10 protein-coding genes and 1 pseudogene are annotated in these 15,747 nt (G+C 68.7%); 5 read left to right on the forward strand and 6 right to left on the reverse strand.

Going from position 1 to position 15,747, the window contains the following annotated elements; translation table 11 throughout:
• Positions 1–212: 212 nt before the first annotated feature.
• The 5 genes and pseudogenes from GDI_RS06720 to GDI_RS06740 form a co-directional block, all read left to right on the forward strand.
• Positions 213–3,076 (forward strand): annotated as a pseudogene (locus tag GDI_RS06720) (2-oxoglutarate dehydrogenase E1 component); the annotation flags it as partial.
• 208 nt (positions 3,077–3,284) lie between these two features.
• Positions 3,285–4,559 (forward strand): 2-oxoglutarate dehydrogenase complex dihydrolipoyllysine-residue succinyltransferase, encoded by a 1,275-nt coding sequence (odhB, locus tag GDI_RS06725; protein ID WP_012554143.1) that lies wholly within the window; start codon positions 3,285–3,287, stop codon positions 4,557–4,559.
• Between the two features lie 77 nt (positions 4,560–4,636).
• Entirely contained in the window at positions 4,637–6,382 is a 1,746-nt protein-coding gene (lpdA, locus tag GDI_RS06730; RefSeq protein WP_012224697.1) for a dihydrolipoyl dehydrogenase, read from the forward strand.
• A 308-nt stretch (positions 6,383–6,690) separates the two neighbouring features.
• The gene (locus tag GDI_RS06735; protein ID WP_041249327.1) at positions 6,691–7,605 is read left to right on the forward strand and encodes a L,D-transpeptidase; all 915 of its coding nucleotides are present in this window, start codon (positions 6,691–6,693) and stop codon (positions 7,603–7,605) included.
• Between the two features lie 130 nt (positions 7,606–7,735).
• Positions 7,736–8,239, forward strand: coding sequence for a hypothetical protein (locus GDI_RS06740; RefSeq protein ID WP_012224701.1), 504 nt, complete (start codon positions 7,736–7,738; stop codon positions 8,237–8,239).
• 21 nt (positions 8,240–8,260) lie between these two features.
• On the opposite strand, the gene GDI_RS06745 is transcribed toward GDI_RS06740, so the two are convergent.
• The 6 genes from GDI_RS06745 to GDI_RS06770 form a co-directional block, all read right to left on the reverse strand.
• Positions 8,261–8,842: a peroxiredoxin gene (locus tag GDI_RS06745; RefSeq protein ID WP_012224703.1), complete on the reverse strand. Its 582-nt coding sequence runs from the start codon at positions 8,840–8,842 to the stop codon at positions 8,261–8,263.
• Positions 8,843–8,873: 31 nt separating this feature from the next.
• Positions 8,874–10,256, reverse strand: coding sequence for a lytic transglycosylase domain-containing protein (locus GDI_RS06750; RefSeq protein ID WP_012224705.1), 1,383 nt, complete (start codon positions 10,254–10,256; stop codon positions 8,874–8,876).
• A 180-nt stretch (positions 10,257–10,436) separates the two neighbouring features.
• Positions 10,437–12,635 carry an amylo-alpha-1,6-glucosidase gene (locus GDI_RS06755; protein ID WP_012224708.1) on the reverse strand — a complete coding sequence of 733 codons (2,199 nt, stop codon included), beginning with the start codon at positions 12,633–12,635 and terminating at the stop codon, positions 10,437–10,439.
• Positions 12,636–12,712: 77 nt separating this feature from the next.
• Positions 12,713–13,840 carry a transporter gene (locus GDI_RS06760; RefSeq protein WP_012224709.1) on the reverse strand — a complete coding sequence of 376 codons (1,128 nt, stop codon included), beginning with the start codon at positions 13,838–13,840 and terminating at the stop codon, positions 12,713–12,715.
• 60 nt (positions 13,841–13,900) lie between these two features.
• Entirely contained in the window at positions 13,901–14,407 is a 507-nt protein-coding gene (locus GDI_RS06765) for a nucleoside deaminase (RefSeq protein WP_012224710.1), read from the reverse strand.
• Entirely contained in the window at positions 14,400–15,740 is a 1,341-nt protein-coding gene (locus GDI_RS06770) for a nucleobase:cation symporter-2 family protein (protein WP_012224711.1), read from the reverse strand. Before GDI_RS06770 ends, GDI_RS06765 begins: the two co-directional genes overlap by 8 nt.
• Positions 15,741–15,747: the final 7 nt, after the last annotated feature.

Consider the following 15,747-nt stretch of genomic DNA (forward strand, 5'->3'; position numbering starts at 1 on the left):
GGCGCCTGTTCCGTTCGGCGGAAACGGAAAGGTGAGTATGCGTGCAGAGCAATCCAGCCCGTGGCGAATGATGGCGGCGGATGGCCCGGGGTGACGCTAGGGTTGGGACGACAAGCGGTGCGGGCCGGGAAGGGCGTCATGATCGGCGGCCAGGGCGCGAAACCGGACAATGACGCGGCCAAGAAGGCCGCCAGTGAGGAGATGTCTTCAAGATGGCGGGCGTAGATATCCTGTCGACCGCGTTCAGCGGAGCAAACACGGCCTATCTGGCCGAACTGTACGCCCGCTGGGCTTCGGACCCCGGCAGCGTCGATCCATCCTTCGCATCCCTGTTCTCGGCGATGGACGAGGAAGGGGCGGCGATCCTGCATGACGCGGAAGGGGCCTCGTGGTCCCCGCGCGAGTCGATGATCGATGGCGGCGAGGCCCCGCCGGCGGCATCCAAGGGCGCCCCCGTTTCGGTGGCGAGCCTGCATGCGGCGGCGGACGACAGCCTGCGCGCCACGCAACTGATCCGCGCCTATCGCGTGCGCGGCCATCTCGAAGCCCGGCTGGACCCGTTGGGCCTGCAGATCCCCAAACCCCATGCCGACCTGGACCCCGCGACGTACGGGTTCGGGCTGCAGGATCTCGATCGCCCGATCTATCTGGGCCATATCGTGGCCAACCTGATCGGCACGCAGACCGCGACGATCAACCAGGTGCTGGACGCGCTGCGCGCCGTCTATTGCGGGCCGATCGGCGCCGAATTCATGCATGTCCAGGACCCCGAACATCGCAACTGGCTGCAGAAGCGGCTGGAGGGCGACAACTGGCGCGCCGGCGTGTCGGCGGACGAGAAGAAGGTCATCCTGCACCACCTGACCGAGGCCGAGGGGTTCGAGGCCTTCTGCCAGAAGCGCTATGTCGGCACGAAGCGCTTCGGGCTGGAGGGCGAGGACGTCACCATTCCCGCGCTGCATGCGATGATCGACCAGGTGGCCAAGGACGGCGTGCGCACCGTTGCGATCGGCATGCCGCATCGCGGCCGCCTGAACACGCTGGTGAACGTGGTGCGCAAGCCCTATACCGCCATCTTCAGCGAATTCGCCGGCGCGTCCTTCAAGCCTGACGACGTGCAGGGCTCGGGCGACGTGAAATACCATCTCGGCACCTCGACCGACGTGGATATCGACGGCAACCCGGTCCATATCTCGCTGCAGCCCAACCCGTCGCACCTGGAAGCGGTCGATCCGGTGGTGATCGGCAAGGTGCGCGCGACGCAGGACGATGACGACCCGCATGCCCGCAGCCGCCACATGGCGCTGCTGCTGCATGGTGACGCCGCCTTCGCCGGCCAGGGCCTGGTGTACGAGACCATGGCGATGTCGCAGCTGATCGGCTATCGCACCGGCGGCACCATCCATGTCGTGGTGAACAACCAGATCGGCTTCACCACCGTGTCGGCCCATGCCTATTCCGGCCTCTACTGCACGGACATCGCCAAGGCGGTGCAGGCGCCGATCCTGCACGTCAACGGCGACGAGCCCGAAGCCGTGGTGTATTGCGCCCGCCTGGCCGCCGATTTCCGCCAGAAATTCGCGACCGACATCGTGTTGGACATCGTGGGCTACCGCCGTCACGGCCATAACGAGTCGGACGAGCCGTCCTTCACCCAGCCGACGATGTACAAGGCCATCGCCGCCCGCCCGACGGTGCGCACGCTGTATGCCGACCGCCTGGTGCGCGAAAGCGTGGTGACCGAGGCCGAGGCCACCGCGCAGTGGGATGCGTTCCAGGACCGGCTGGAGGAATCCTATCAGGCGGCGCAGACCTACAAGCCCAACAAGGCCGACTGGCTGGAAGGTGCCTGGACCGGGCTGAAGCCCCCGCCGGTGGGCGCGGTGGATGCCGAACCTGCGACCGGCGTCGCGGTCGAGGCGCTGCGCAAGATCGGCGAGGCGCTCAGCACCGCGCCGTCCGATTTCAACATCAATCCTAAGATCGCCCGCCAGCTCAAGGCCAAGGCCGCGATGTTCCAGTCGGGCGAAGGCATCGACTGGGCGACCGGCGAGGCGCTGGGCTTCGGCTCCCTGGTGTTGGAAAAGCATCGCGTCCGCCTGTCGGGCGAGGACTGCCAGCGCGGCACGTTCAGCCAGCGCCACGCCGTGCTGACGGACCAGGTCAACCAGAACACCTATGTGCCGCTGAACAACATCGACGCCGGCCAGGGCGTGTTCGAGGTCTATAACTCGCTGCTTTCGGAATTCGGCGTGCTGGGCTTCGAATATGGCTATTCGCTGGCCGATCCGAACGCGCTGGTGCTGTGGGAAGGCCAGTTCGGCGACTTCGCCAACGGCGCGCAGGTCATCATCGACCAGTTCATCGCCTCGGGCGAGACCAAGTGGCTGCGCATGTCGGGCCTGGTGCTGCTGCTGCCGCACGGGTACGAGGGCCAGGGTCCGGAACATTCCTCGGCCCGCCTGGAACGGTACCTGCAGCTCTGCGCCGAAAACAACATGCGGGTCTGCAACCTGACCACGCCGGCGAACTATTTCCACGCCCTGCGCCGCCAGCTCAAGCTGGACTATCGCAAGCCGCTGGTCATCATGACGCCGAAATCGCTGCTGCGGGCCAAGCTGGCGGTCTCCGAACCTTGGGAGTCGCCTCGGGCCACGACGTTCGTCCCGTTGATGGCGGAATCGATCCGATCGCCAAAGGGCGACGCGATCGAACGGTTCGTGACTGCTCCGGGCAAGGCTATTTACGACCTGCTGGCCGAACGGCCCGAGCGTGCGCTGGACAAGGTCGCGATCCTGCGGCTGGAACAGTTCTACCCGTTCCCGGAAAAGCTGCTGGCCGAGCAACTGGCCCTGTATCCGAAGGCGAAAGTCATCTGGTGCCAGGAAGAGCCCGAGAAAATGGGGGGGTCAGACCTTCGTCGTTCCCCTGATCGAAGGCGTGATGCCCAAGGCGGGTCGCAAGGGCGGCCGTCCGACCTATGTCGGCCGTGTCGCGGCGGCCAGCCCGGGCACCCGGCCTGGCCCGCGTCCATGCCAGCGAGCAGGCGGCCCGGGTCGCCCAGGCGCTGGGCGTCGGCTTGACGGAACGCCCCGGCCGCGGGGCCGGGGCATTGAAAACTGGCCGGAATGGCGGTGTCGTTCCGGCTTCAGTCCGGTTATGTTGAAAGGTGCACAAGCCGGCAGACGACGGGCGAGGGGCATGCGAGCCATGTCCTGGTCGGGGGCATGCGGTCCCGGTCCAGCGCGCGCGGATCTGTCCGGCAGGGGGAATGGAAAGAAACGATGTCTGCCGAGATCAAGGTCCCGACTCTGGGCGAGAGCGTGACGACCGCCACGATTGCGAAATGGCTGAAGAAGCCCGGTGAAGCGGTGACGGCCGACGAACCGGTGGTGGAACTGGAGACCGACAAGGTCAGCGTCGAGGTCGCGGCGCCCGAAGCCGGCGTGATGGGCCCGCAACTGGTGGCCGAGGGTGACGAGGTCGAGGTCGGCACCGTCCTGGCCTCGGTCGAGGCCGGCAGCGGCGCCGCCGCCAAGCCCGCGGCCGCTGCCCCGGCGCCGAAGAAGGCCGCCGAGGCCCCGAAGGCCCCGGCCGGCGTGCAGGCCCAGCCGACCACCAGCGGCCCCGTCGCCCGTCCCGCGACGCCGCCGTCCGACGTCGCGGCCCAGGGGGCGGCCCATGCGCCGATGCCGTCGGCCCAGAAGATGATGACCGAAAAGGGCGTGACGACCGCCGAAATCGGAATCGGCACCGGCAAGGACGGACGCGTGACCAAGGGTGATGTCCTGGCCTTCCTGTCGCAGCCGCCGGTGGCCAAGGCCGCCGCGGCCCCGGCCGCCCCGCGCACCGACGACCCGCGCGAGGAACGGGTGAAGATGACCCGCCTGCGCCGGACCATCGCCCGCCGCCTGAAGGACGCGCAGAACACCGCCGCCCTGCTGACCACCTTCAACGAGGTGGACATGTCGGCGGCCAAGGCGATGCGCGCCGAATATCGCGATCTGTTCGAGAAGAAGAACGGCGGCGTGAAGCTGGGCTTCATGTCGATCTTCGCCAAGGCGGCCATCGCGGCGCTGAAGGAATTCCCGGCGATCAACGCGGAAATCGACGGCGACGACGTGATCTATCGCGAATTCATCAATCTCGGCATCGCGGTCGGCGGCCCGAACGGGCTGGTCGTGCCGGTCATCCGCGACGCGGACAAGCTGAACTTCGCGGGGATCGAAAGCGCGATCGCGGGCTTCGGCAAGCGTGCGCGTGACGGGTCGCTGAAACTGGACGAACTGTCGGGCGGCACGTTCTCGATCACCAACGGTGGCATCTACGGTTCGCTGATGTCCACGCCGATCGTCAATGCCCCGCAGTCGGGCATCCTGGGCATGCATGCCATCCAGGACCGTCCGGTCGCCGTGAACGGCCAGGTCGTGATCCGGCCGATGATGTACATCGCCCTGACCTACGATCACCGCATCGTCGACGGCAAGGAGGCTGTCAGCTTCCTGGTGCGCGTCAAGCAGAACGTGGAAGACCCGCGTCGTCTGCTGCTCGAGGTCTGATGCGCCGGGCCGGGTCGGGTTCCTAATCCCAGCCCGGCCCGCCGATCCATCCGACCCATCGAACGCAGGACAGAAACATGACCATTGAAATCAAGGTGCCGACTCTCGGTGAGAGCGTCACGACCGCCACGATCGGAAAATGGCTGAAGCAGCCGGGCGACAGCGTTGCTGCCGACGAACCGGTGGTGGAACTGGAAACCGACAAGGTCAGCGTCGAGGTCGCGGCCCCCGCCGCCGGCCGCCTGGGCGCGCATGCCGTCGCCGAGGGCGAGGAGGTCGCGGTCGGCGCCCTGCTGACCAGTGTCGAGGAAGGCGCCGCCGGTGCCGCCCCCAAGGCGGCTGCCCCAGCCGCCGCCAAGCCCGCGCCGAAGGCGGAGGCCAAGCCGGCCGCCGCTCCGGCCCCGGCCGCGACCCCTGCCGCCGCCCCGCCGGCGGAAACCGATTACGACGTCATCGTCATCGGGGCCGGCCCGGGCGGGTATGTCTGCGCCATTCGCGCGGCGCAGCTTGGTTTCAAGGTCGCCTGCGTCGAGAAGCGCGCGACCCTGGGCGGAACCTGCCTGAATGTCGGCTGCATTCCCTCGAAGGCACTGCTGCAATCGTCCGAGAACTATCATGCCGCGGCGCATGACTATGCCGGGCACGGCATCGTGCTCGACAGCGTGAAGCTGGACCTGGCCCGCATGATGGCCCGCAAGGGCGAGGTGGTCGAGGCCAACGTCAAGGGCGTCGAATTCCTGTTCAAGAAGAACAAGGTCACCTGGCTGAAGGGCACCGGGAAGCTGGAAGGCACCGGCCGCATCACGGTGGACGGCAAGCCGGTGACGGCGAAGCACATCGTGATCGCCAGCGGCAGCGACAGTGCCGGCCTGCCGGGCGTCGAAGTGGACGAGAAGGTCATCGTGACCTCGACCGGCGCGCTGGAACTGTCCGCCGTGCCGAAGAAGATGGTGGTGATCGGCGGCGGCGTCATCGGCCTGGAGCTGGGCAGCGTGTGGCACCGCCTGGGCGCCGAGGTGACGGTGGTCGAATTCCTCGACCGCCTGGTACCGGGGACCGATGGCGAAATCGCCAAGCAGTTCCAGCGCATCCTGACCAAGCAGGGCCTGCAGTTCAAGCTGGGCCACAAGGTCACCAAGGCGGACAAGACCGGCAAGGGCGTGACCCTGACGGTTGAGCCGGCGGCGGGCGGCACGGCCGAGACGCTGGAGGCGGACATCGTCCTGCTGGCGATCGGCCGCAACGCCTACAGCAAGGGCCTGGGTGTGGAAGAGGCCGGCGTCGCACTGGACAAGCGCGGCCGGATCATCACCGACGGTCATTTCGCGACCAGCGTGCCGGGCGTCTATGCGATCGGCGACGTGATCGCCGGCCCGATGCTGGCGCACAAGGCCGAGGAGGAAGGCGTCGCGATCGCGGAAATCCTGGCCGGCCAGGCGGGCCATGTGAATTACGACGCGATCCCGGGCGTGGTCTATACGTGGCCCGAGGTCGCGACCGTGGGGCGGACCGAAGAGGACCTGAAATCGTCCGGCGTGACCTACAAGGTCGGCAAGTTCCCCTTCACCGCCAACGGCCGCGCGCGTGCCATCGGCATGACGGACGGCTTCGTGAAGGTGCTGGCCGAAGCGACCACGGACCGCGTGCTGGGCGTGCATATCATCGGCCCCGGCGCCGGCGAAATGATCGCCGAGGCCACGCTGGCGATGGAATTCGGGGCTTCCTCGGAAGACATCGCCCGCACCTGCCACGCGCATCCGACCCTCAGCGAGGCGTTGAAGGAGGCCGCGCTGGACGTCGAGAAGCGCGCCATCCACATCTGACCGACCGGCCGCACGGATGGGCGGCCCCTGGGCCCGCCCATCCGTGCATCACGTCCCGTCCGGGAACGCGAAGCCGTGCCGGGCGTCATGACACAGGGTTGTTATGACGCTGCCGGGCCGGTGGCGGGGCTGAGAGGCTGTTTCAGAAGTTCTGATGCTGAGCGAGAGCGGCCCGAAGGGCCGCGCCCGGCGTGTGTTTCAGAGCACCGAAGCGGAGCGGCCTTGTGGGCCGTGAGCAGCGGAGCGCAGGAAACGCGCGTCGGATCGCCAGCAGCGGGGCTTTTGAAACAGCTTCTGAAGGGGGGCGCATGCGGGCAGTCTATTCGATGGTCGGGACGACCATCGCGGGCGGTGTCATCCTGGCCGCCGCGCTTTCGGCCTGTGCTGCCTCGCCTGTCCCCGCGCCCCCGGCCGCCGCCCCGGCGACGATCGTCGCCCCTGCCGAAGACAATCCGGCCATCGACATTCCCCCGCTGCCTGCCCTGGACGATGATGCCGCCCGGGCCGAGGCCGCGCGCCTGGCCACGCTGATGCGGCGCGACATTCCCCATTTCCAGCCGCTGTCGCCGGCCGACGAGGCGCGTTGGATCGGGCTGGCCCGCGCGCAGATGGCGCAGTCGGACGTCGTGGTCGATCGCGCGCAGTTGCTGATGGTGGTCGATCGCAGTCCCCGCGTGCAGCGTGTCTGTTTCGTCCTGGCCCTGCCGGGGACTGCGCCATGGCAGGTGCTGGGCGGCACACGTGTCTCCACCGGGCGCACCGGGCGGAAGTTCAATTACGTGACCCCTACGGGGGTCTTCATCAATTCGCCCGATCGGCTGGGCTATCGTGCCCAGGGCACGCGCAACGAAAACGGTATTCGCGGCATCGGCGTGCGGGGCATGCGGGTGTGGGACATGGGCTGGCAATGGGCGGAAAAAGGCTGGCTGCCCAGCCGCGAGAAGGGACAGATCCGGCTGGAAATCCATGCCACCGACCCGGATTTTCTGGAATCCCGCCTGGGCCATCCGGCATCCGAAGGCTGCGTGCGTATTCCCTCGGCGTTGAACGTCTTCATGGACCGTCACGGCCTGCTGGATGTGCTGTACGAACAGGCGGCCAGCTATGACGGGCGGTTCCGTGCGCTGTTGCCGCGTGATCGTGTGCCTTCGCCGATTGCGGGGGATGCGTTGGTGGTGGTGGATTCTTCTTTTTCTGAAGAAAAAGAAGCAAAAAGACTTTGATTCGTTAAGGGGACTCGTGTGTCCCAGCAAAAAATCCCTGAACGGATCAAAAGTTTTTTGGTTCTTTTTTTCAAAAAAAGAACAGGGACCATCGCTTCCCAACCTTCCCCGGTTCGCTCATGATAATGTGATGAAAAAGATCGGACCGACCCTGTGCCTGTTCCTGCTGGCGGCCGTGCCGGGCCATGCGGCCCCTGCCGCTCCGGACACGCCCACCCCGGCCAGTGTCGCGGCCGCCATCCAGAGGGACGGCGCGGCGCAGGCGCTGGGCGGCCTGACCGATTCCGACGGGTTCGATACGGTGACGGACGGAATTGCCGGGGCCGATCCGGCGTGGGTCGCGCTGGTGCCGGCCATGGCCCCGGGGCTGGATTCCGATAGCGGGCCGGCCGTGACGGCGGCGCTGGCCCTGGCGCTGCCGCAGAACGCGCCGCTGGTGCTGCAGGCGATGGATGCGCGCTATCCGGCGCTGGACCCGCAACGCGTCTGTGCCCGGCCCTTCATGCATGACGAGGTGCCGGACATGAAAGGCTATGTCCGCCGCACCCGCGCCGCGCTACGCCATGTGCGGGACGGGGCGCTGCGCGCGGTGCGGGACCAGTGCCTGGCGGTCCTGGGCGGGGTGAAGCGGTAGGACGATTCTACGCGTGGCCGTTTACGCGCCATGCGCCTTCCAGGCCCGCAGCGCGGCCAGGCTGCCCGTGATGTGGCCCGCCGGGGCCATGGCGCTGTAGGCGGACAGGATGTGCCCGTCCGGCGCGATGACATAGGACGTGCGGCTGGCATAATGCAGCAGCGGCATCTTGGAATCGTAGGAACTGGCGATCCGTCCCGCCGGATCGGACGCGACGGGAAAGCGGCTGCGGCATTCGCTGACCGAAAACCGGTCCAGTGTCTCGATCTTGTCCATCGAAATCCCGATGACCGTGGCCCCCAGCGCCTTGAACTGATCCATCGCGTCGGCAAAATCATGCGCTTCGATGGTGCAGCCGCGGGTGAAGGCGGCGGGGTAGAAATACAGCACCACCGGCCCGTGGCGCAGGGCGTCGGCCAGGGCAAAATGGAATTGCTTGCCGCCCAGGCTGGCCGGCGCATCGAACAGCGGGGCCATGCTGCCGGGCGGCAGCGCGGCCCGCGCGGGCGACAGCGAGGTGACGGCCATGAAGGACAGCGCGATCGCCAGGGGCAGCGCCATGCCCAACCTGACGCAGCGGCGCAGAAGAAGAGTGCGGAGCATGATGGGCCCTATACGCTCAGGTACGTTGCCATCAGGACCGCGAATCGGGGGAAATGACAACACAATTATCCGCACCGCCCGACAGGCGGCGGCAGGCCTCGATCGCCGCATCGTGTGACAGGCCGGTCAGTCGCGCGCGATACAGGTGCCCGCTGGCGATATGCACGCTGGCCACCTGCGGCCGGGCGGCGCCCAGCACGGTGGCGGCGCGCTGGCGGGCATGGCCCGCCGCCTGTGACGCCAGCGCGGACGAACCGAACGCCCCGACCTGAATGGCCCAGTCGCGGGGGGCCGGCGCCAGGCTGGACCGGCGCAGCAGGGGCGCGGGCTCGGCCATCGCCGGGTTGACCAGGTGGAAGCCGTGCCCGCTGGCGGGGCCTGCCGCCGGCGGGGCGGCGGGCAGCGGCGCGAGCGGCGGGGCCGCCGCGGCCAGGGCCGGGGGCGTGGCGGGGCTTTCGTCCTCGGGCCGCGCACGGGCGGCCCAGGCGGCGCGGACCGCGTCGGCCGGTGTTCCGCCGCCGGCGGGGGCCACGCTCTTCCAGGCCGTATAGGCGGGGGCGGGCGCGCGGTCGGTCTCGGGCGGGGCCTCGGCGACCTGGACGGGCTGGGTATCGTCGGTGCCGCCATGGTCGGCGCGCCGGGCCCAGGCCATGCGGACCGAGCGGGTTTCCGCGCTGGTCTGCGCGGCCGCGTAGACATGGCCGCGCGCCACGTCGTGGGCTTCGACCATCAGGTCGGCCTGCGAGCGGACATTGGGCGTGATGCCGGCGATCTGCGGGCCGATCGCGGCGACATAGTTGCGGGTTTCGCGCGGCAGGGTCCGGTTATGGACCAGGAAATCGTCCAGGCGCCCCGGTCCGGTATTGTACGCGGCCAGGAAGCCGGGAGAGCCGTAGATGTCGTACATCTGCCGGATATAGGCGGTGCCGGCCAGGATGTTGTCATGCGGGTTGAACGGGTCGTCGCCCAGCCCGTACTCACCCTTCAGCTCGTCATAGGTGGGGGGCATCAACTGCATCAGGCCCATCGCCCCGGGGGCCGAGGTCACGAACTGGCCGTTGCGGAACAACTGGCCGCCGGATTCCCGCTGCATGACGGAGCGAATCCATGTATCCGGCACGTCGAAACGCTTGGACGCTTCCTCGATATACGGGCCCCACGGGTCCTCGGGCGGTCCCGGCGGGGCGTAGTAGGATTTGGCATGCGCGCGGTAATTCGCGGCTTCCTGCGTCACGGGGATCTGCGGGCCCGACGTGCCGGCACAGGCCGCCAGCAGCCCCGCCAGCCCGGCCACCCCTGCGACGCGGGCCGCCACGGCGCCCGCGACCCTGGGCGCAACGGTGGCCCCGGCCCCCCGGTCGTCCTGTTTGTGCCGGAATGGACGGGGGGCGGAACCGTGCGGGCGTCGGGTCATCAGGGACTCATCCGGAACAGGCGCCGGGCCCGGACGGGCCACGCCGTGAAGAGGACAGACGTTCGGGACCGATTGTGGCGAAATTCTGGACCACTTCAGGTCGATGGAAAGGAATGTCCTCTAAGGCTTTACAGAAACCCGATCTTTGGCGCAACAGAATCGCGTGCGCCGCCTGTCTCCTCAGCTTGCGATCTGCACCCGGATCGATTCCGTGCGCTCGACCACGTTGATCGCGACCTCGTTGCCGACGCGGACCAGGCGTACCGTCACCCGGTCGCCGCCGATTTCCAGGTTGTACAGCGTCATCTCGTCCAGGAATTCCGGCAGGCGCGGCCGCTCGAAATGCACCGCCACCGTCGCGGGGTCGAAGCTCAGGCCGAGGGTAGACTGGATCAGCGCCGGCAGCGTCGCCGCCGCCCAGCCCTGTGGCGAACAGGCCACCGGGTAGCGCACCGGCCCCTCCGCCCGGTTGCGGGTGAAGCCGCAGAACAGTTCCGGCAGGCGCCGCAGGTCGGTATAGAACGCGGCCTCGAACATGCCGCGGAACAGGCGCGCGGCCTCGTCGCGATAGCCGTGGCGGGCCAGCCCCAGCCCGATCAGCGCGTTGTCGTGCGGCCAGACCGATCCGTTGTGATAGGCCATCGGGTTGTAGCGCGCCTCGCCCTCGGGGATCGTGCGGATGCCCCAGCCGGTGAAGGACGACCGGTGCATCAGCCCCTGGACCAGGGACGGCACCCGGTCCGGGGTCGTGATGTCGGTCAGCAGGACATGCCCGGCATTCGACGACCGGACGCGGCACTGTTTCTTGTGGCCGTCCAGCGCCAGAGCGAAGGTGCCCAGTTCCTCGATCCAGAAGCGCGCGTTGAAGGCCACGCGCAGCGCCTCGGCCAGGTGGTCCTGCCGCTCGGCATAGGCCGTCTTGCCCAGCCGGCGCCCGATGGTCGCGGCGGCGCGCCGCGCGGCGTAGACATAGGCCTGGACCTCGCACAGCGCGATCGGGCCTTCGGCCAGCGTGCCGTCGGCGTGGAAGATGCTGTCGTAGCTGTCCTTCCAGCCCTGATTGATCAGCCCGTCCTTGTTGCGGCGGCCATATTCGACGAACCCGTCGCCGTCGCGGTCGCCGTAGCGGTCGATCCAGTCGATCGCGCGTTCGATGTTCGGCCAGATCATGGTCATCAGCGCGACGTCGCCCGTCCGCTCCAGATACTGGCCCGCCAGCATGACGAACAGCGGCGTGGAATCGATCGATCCGTAATAATGCCGGAACGGTACCTCGCCCAGTTCCGCCATCTCGCCGTGCCGGACCTCGTGCAGAATCTTGCCCGGCTCGGCGTCGGCGACGGGGTCCTCGACCCGGGCCTGGTGCCGGGCCAGGTAGTTCAGGACCCCCCGCGCGATCTCCGGGTCCAGCCACAGCGTCAGCATGGCGGTGATCAGCGCGTCGCGGCCGAAGGCGGTGCTGAACCACGGCACGCCGGCATAGGGGTACGGACCGGTCTTCTTGTCCGTCAGCAGCATGTAGATGTCGCAGATGCAGCGGCGGATGGCCTCGTTGAAGATCTCGTTGGACGTGGCGATCGCCGCCGCCCGGGACGAGGACAGGCGTAGCGCCCGCCGGGCCTCGACCGCGCCGGTCAGGAAGCGGCGGTTCGGCTGGGCGTCGTGGACGCCGTCGGGGTCGCACTCGACCTCGTAATGGATCAGCACCCGCTGCCCCGGCGGCAGGTCGAAGCGGAAGGCGGCATGGCGTGCGTCCAGCGATGCCGGCGGCGGCCAGAAGCGCAGCAGGGTGGTCCGCCGCCGCCCGTCCAGCCCGTCATAGGCCAGCGTTACCTCGCTGTCGGTGACCACGGGTTCGCGCTGCGTGCCGCGACGGGCGCGGGTGGAACCGCGGGCCTCGAACAGGTCCGCGAAATCGGCCAGGAAGCGGATGTCCAGCAGCGCGGTGCGGGGTTCCACGTCGAAATTGCGGATTTCGACCCGTTCGTAGCACACGCGGTTCCACAGGAAGCGCGACCGGCGGACATGCAGCAGGTCGTGATTCATCTTCCGGCCGTCCGGCCCGTCGATGTCCGTGTTCGTCAGGTCGACCGACAGCAGCACGTTGTTCTCGCGCACCGTCGAGGACAGCAGGATCGGCCGCACGCCCTGCAGGGTCATGGACAGGCCGGATAGGTAGCGCGTGTCATGGAAATACAGCCCGTCCGCGATGCCGTCGCCGAACAGGATGTCGCCCGTCTGGTCGAAGACGCCGAACATGTCCCCCTGCTTGAGGGTGTGCAGCCGCCGTTCCGACAGCAGCGACTTCGCGGCGACCGGAAAGCCGTCCAGGTCGGCGGCGGGCGGCGGCGGCGGATGGGTCTCGGATTGAGTGTCCATGACGGTATGTCCTTCGCGGTTGCCGGATCGTCTGTTCCGGGGTCCGGACTGATGGGGGCCGACCCGACCGGATGGGGTCAGAGCAGTTTGGCGAATTTCAGCAGCAGCCAGGTGATGACCATGAAGAGGAAGCAGACGCCGCCGGCCTCGACAGTGCCCATGGCGCCGGTGGCCAGGAACATCCCGCCGGTATTCATGCCGAAGAATCCGGTCACAAAAGTGGCGGGCAGCATCAGCGTGGTGACCACCGACACGGTATACAGGCGCCGGTTGGTCTCCTCGGCCTGGCCCGATGCCAGTTCGTCCTGCAGCGAGCGGGCGCGGTCCTGAAGCGCCAGAAGATCATCCAGCGCCGCGTGGATCTGCCGCTGCGAGCGGTCGCGGATGTCGTCCTCGGCCCATTCCGGCAATTCGAGGTCCTCGCTGTGGAAAATCCGGTCGACGGGCGAAATGACGCGGCGCAGTTCGGTCGACCGGCGCCGCACCTTGCCGATCAGGCCGCTGATGCGGCCGAAATCGGTATGCTGGTCCAGAGTCAGCAGAAGATCCTCGGCCCGGTCAAGCTGATCGTCCAGCATGGCGATATTGCGCCGCACCGTGTCGGCGAATTCCAGCAGCGTACGGTCCACGATCTCGGCCGGCGTGCGCGGCGTGTCGCCGCGCTGCAACCACCGATAGGCGGCGCCCAGGGCCGGAACCGGATGCCGCCGCGTGGTGATCAGCAGGTCCGGCAGCACGGCGAAGCGCCAGGCCGACACGTTGGTGTCGTCGTCGCTCATGCTGTCGTCGAAGCCGGGAAGGGCGCCGTACACCAGCTCGCCATCCGCTTCCAGCCGGGTGCCCCGGTCGGTACCGCCCAGGGTGGCGCGGGCTTCCTCGGGCAGGCAGCCGATCGCCTCGACCCGGGCGCGGCTGGCGGTATGGACGACGTCGTAATGAAGCCACACCCAGCCCCGATCGGCCGCGGCGCCGGGCGCGGCGTCCTCGCCGTCCAGGCGGGCCGGCGGATGGTCGTTCAGGTGCAATGTTGCTTCGTGCGCCGACAATTGCACCGGCCGATGTCCGGGCACGCACGACACCGCCCAGACCAGGCCGTCGGCGGCATCGGTCACGGGCGTGTCGACAAGGGAGATCTCGGTCTGGGCAATCGTATCGGGCATGGGGGACATCCGGGACCGCTCGGGACGCAAGGGCACACTTGGCATGCCCGTCTTCCGGTTGCAATCCCGCGCCGCGCCCGGGGACCGGCCGGGGGGGCGGGGGGATCAGCCTGCCGGCGGGCCGTCGCACCAGAAGCCCGCATGCGGGCCGGCGGCTTCGTCCTCCAGCATCGGGCCCAGCACCGCGACGGGGTGCTGCCCACGGGCGAATACCTCGCGGCAGGGCAGGGCGAAGGTCGGGTTTTCCGGGTGCGCGCCGGTCAGGGCCAGCAGCCGGTGCTCCGACAGCGCGTAGACCACGCGGCGGATATTGGTCCAGTAGACCGCGCCGGCACACATGCAGCAGGGCTCGGCGCTGGTATAAAGCGTGCAGTCCGCCATCGCGTCGGGCGGCAGGATGCGCGCGGCGCCGGCCACGGCGCGCAGTTCGGCATGCTGCGTCGGATCGCCTTCGGGCGGCATGGAATTGTTGATGGCGGTGCTGACCACCCGCCCCTGCGCATCGGCGACCAGCGCCGCGAACGGATGCCGCCCCTGCGCGCGAGCGTCCGCCGACAGCGCGATGGCCCGCCGCAGCAGGTCCAGGTCGGTCGGTGTGGGGGCTTCATGCATCGGTTGCGTCCTCGCAGGGTCCGGTCCGGGATATCTGGTCCGGGGACAGCAGCAGGTTCAGCGTCACCGCGCAGAACGCCGCCATGAACACGCCGCTGGCGGTCAGGATGCGCAGCGGACCGGGCAGGTGGGCGAACAGGGTCGGGCAGGCCATCGGCAGCACGCCCGCCCCGATCGCCACGGCGGCGACCAGCGCGTGCGCCGTGCCGGAGGGGCGGATGCGCGCCAGGTCCTGGATGCCGGCCATCGCGGTCATGCCGAACATCAGGATCGCCGAACCGCCCAGGACCGGCCGGGGCATGCAGGCGACGGCGGCGCCCAGGCGGGGAAACAGGCCCATTGCGACCATCAGGGCGCCCGCCGCCGCGACGACGAAGCGGCTGCGCACGCCGGTCAGGGCGATCAGCCCGGTATTCTGGGCGAAGGCGTTATAGGGCGTGCCGCCCAGGAATCCGCCCAGCAGGGTGGACAATCCATCGGCGGCATAGGTGCGCGCCAGCACCGCGCGCGATGCCGTCCGCCCCGCCAGGCGCGAGACGGCCAGGCAGTTGCCGGTGGTCTCCACCAGGATGACCATCATCGCCATGGTCATGACCAGGATCGGCACGGTGTGGAAGGCCGGTGCGCCAAATGGCAGCACCGGCGGCGGCGCCATCCACGCCACCTGGCGCATGGGGGTGAAATCGGCCTGCCCGGTCAGGATGCCCAGCACGCAGCCGGCCGCCATGCCCAGCAGGATGGCCAGCGTCCGCCCCATGCCGCCGGCCCGCGCGGTGATCAGCAGGGTCAGGGCCAGGGTCGCGAAACCCAGCAGCAGGTGCGCGGGCGCGCCGAAGCCGGGGTCCCCCGGCCGCCCCCCGCCCAGCCAGTTCGCCGCCGCCGGCATCAGCGACAGCCCGACGACGGTGATCACGCTGCCGATCACCACGGGCGGGAAGAAGCGCGTCAGCCGGCTGGCCAGGGGCGCCAGCAGGCAGGTGGCCAGCCCGCCGCCGATGACCGCGCCATAGGCGGTCGGCAGGTCGTATTCCCGCGCGATCATGACCATGGGCGGCAGGGCGATGAAGGACGATGCCTGGATCAGCGGCAGGCGTGCGCCGAACGGGCCCAGCCCCAGGGTCTGGACCAGCGTGGCGATGCCGGATGTCAGGATGCTGGCATTGACCAGCATCGCCTGCTGTGCGCCGTCCAGCCCCAGCGTGCTGCCGATGATCAGCGGCACCGCGACGATCCCGGCATAGATCACCAGCACATGCTGCAAACCGCAGACCAGAAGCTGCCAGGGCGGCAGGCGCGCCTCGACAGGGTCGGGCCGGTTCGCGACATGGTTCATTCAGCGG

The sequence above is a fragment of the Gluconacetobacter diazotrophicus PA1 5 genome, assembly GCF_000067045.1.
Taxonomy (GTDB): Bacteria; Pseudomonadota; Alphaproteobacteria; order Acetobacterales; family Acetobacteraceae; genus Gluconacetobacter; species Gluconacetobacter diazotrophicus.

Bases quoted from the DNA above. Each gene is read 5' to 3' on its own strand.
- odhB (WP_012554143.1), top strand. From the start codon at position 3,285: ATGTCTGCCGAGATCAAGGTCCCGACTCTGGGCGAGAGCGTGACGACC.
- lpdA (WP_012224697.1), top strand. From the start codon at position 4,637: ATGACCATTGAAATCAAGGTGCCGACTCTCGGTGAGAGCGTCACGACC.
- GDI_RS06735 (WP_041249327.1), top strand. From the start codon at position 6,691: ATGCGGGCAGTCTATTCGATGGTCGGGACGACCATCGCGGGCGGTGTC.
- GDI_RS06740 (WP_012224701.1), top strand. From the start codon at position 7,736: ATGAAAAAGATCGGACCGACCCTGTGCCTGTTCCTGCTGGCGGCCGTG.
- GDI_RS06745 (WP_012224703.1), bottom strand. From the start codon at position 8,842: ATGCTCCGCACTCTTCTTCTGCGCCGCTGCGTCAGGTTGGGCATGGCG.
- GDI_RS06750 (WP_012224705.1), bottom strand. From the start codon at position 10,256: ATGACCCGACGCCCGCACGGTTCCGCCCCCCGTCCATTCCGGCACAAA.
- GDI_RS06755 (WP_012224708.1), bottom strand. From the start codon at position 12,635: ATGGACACTCAATCCGAGACCCATCCGCCGCCGCCGCCCGCCGCCGAC.
- GDI_RS06760 (WP_012224709.1), bottom strand. From the start codon at position 13,840: ATGCCAAGTGTGCCCTTGCGTCCCGAGCGGTCCCGGATGTCCCCCATG.
- GDI_RS06765 (WP_012224710.1), bottom strand. From the start codon at position 14,407: ATGCATGAAGCCCCCACACCGACCGACCTGGACCTGCTGCGGCGGGCC.
- GDI_RS06770 (WP_012224711.1), bottom strand. From the start codon at position 15,740: ATGAACCATGTCGCGAACCGGCCCGACCCTGTCGAGGCGCGCCTGCCG.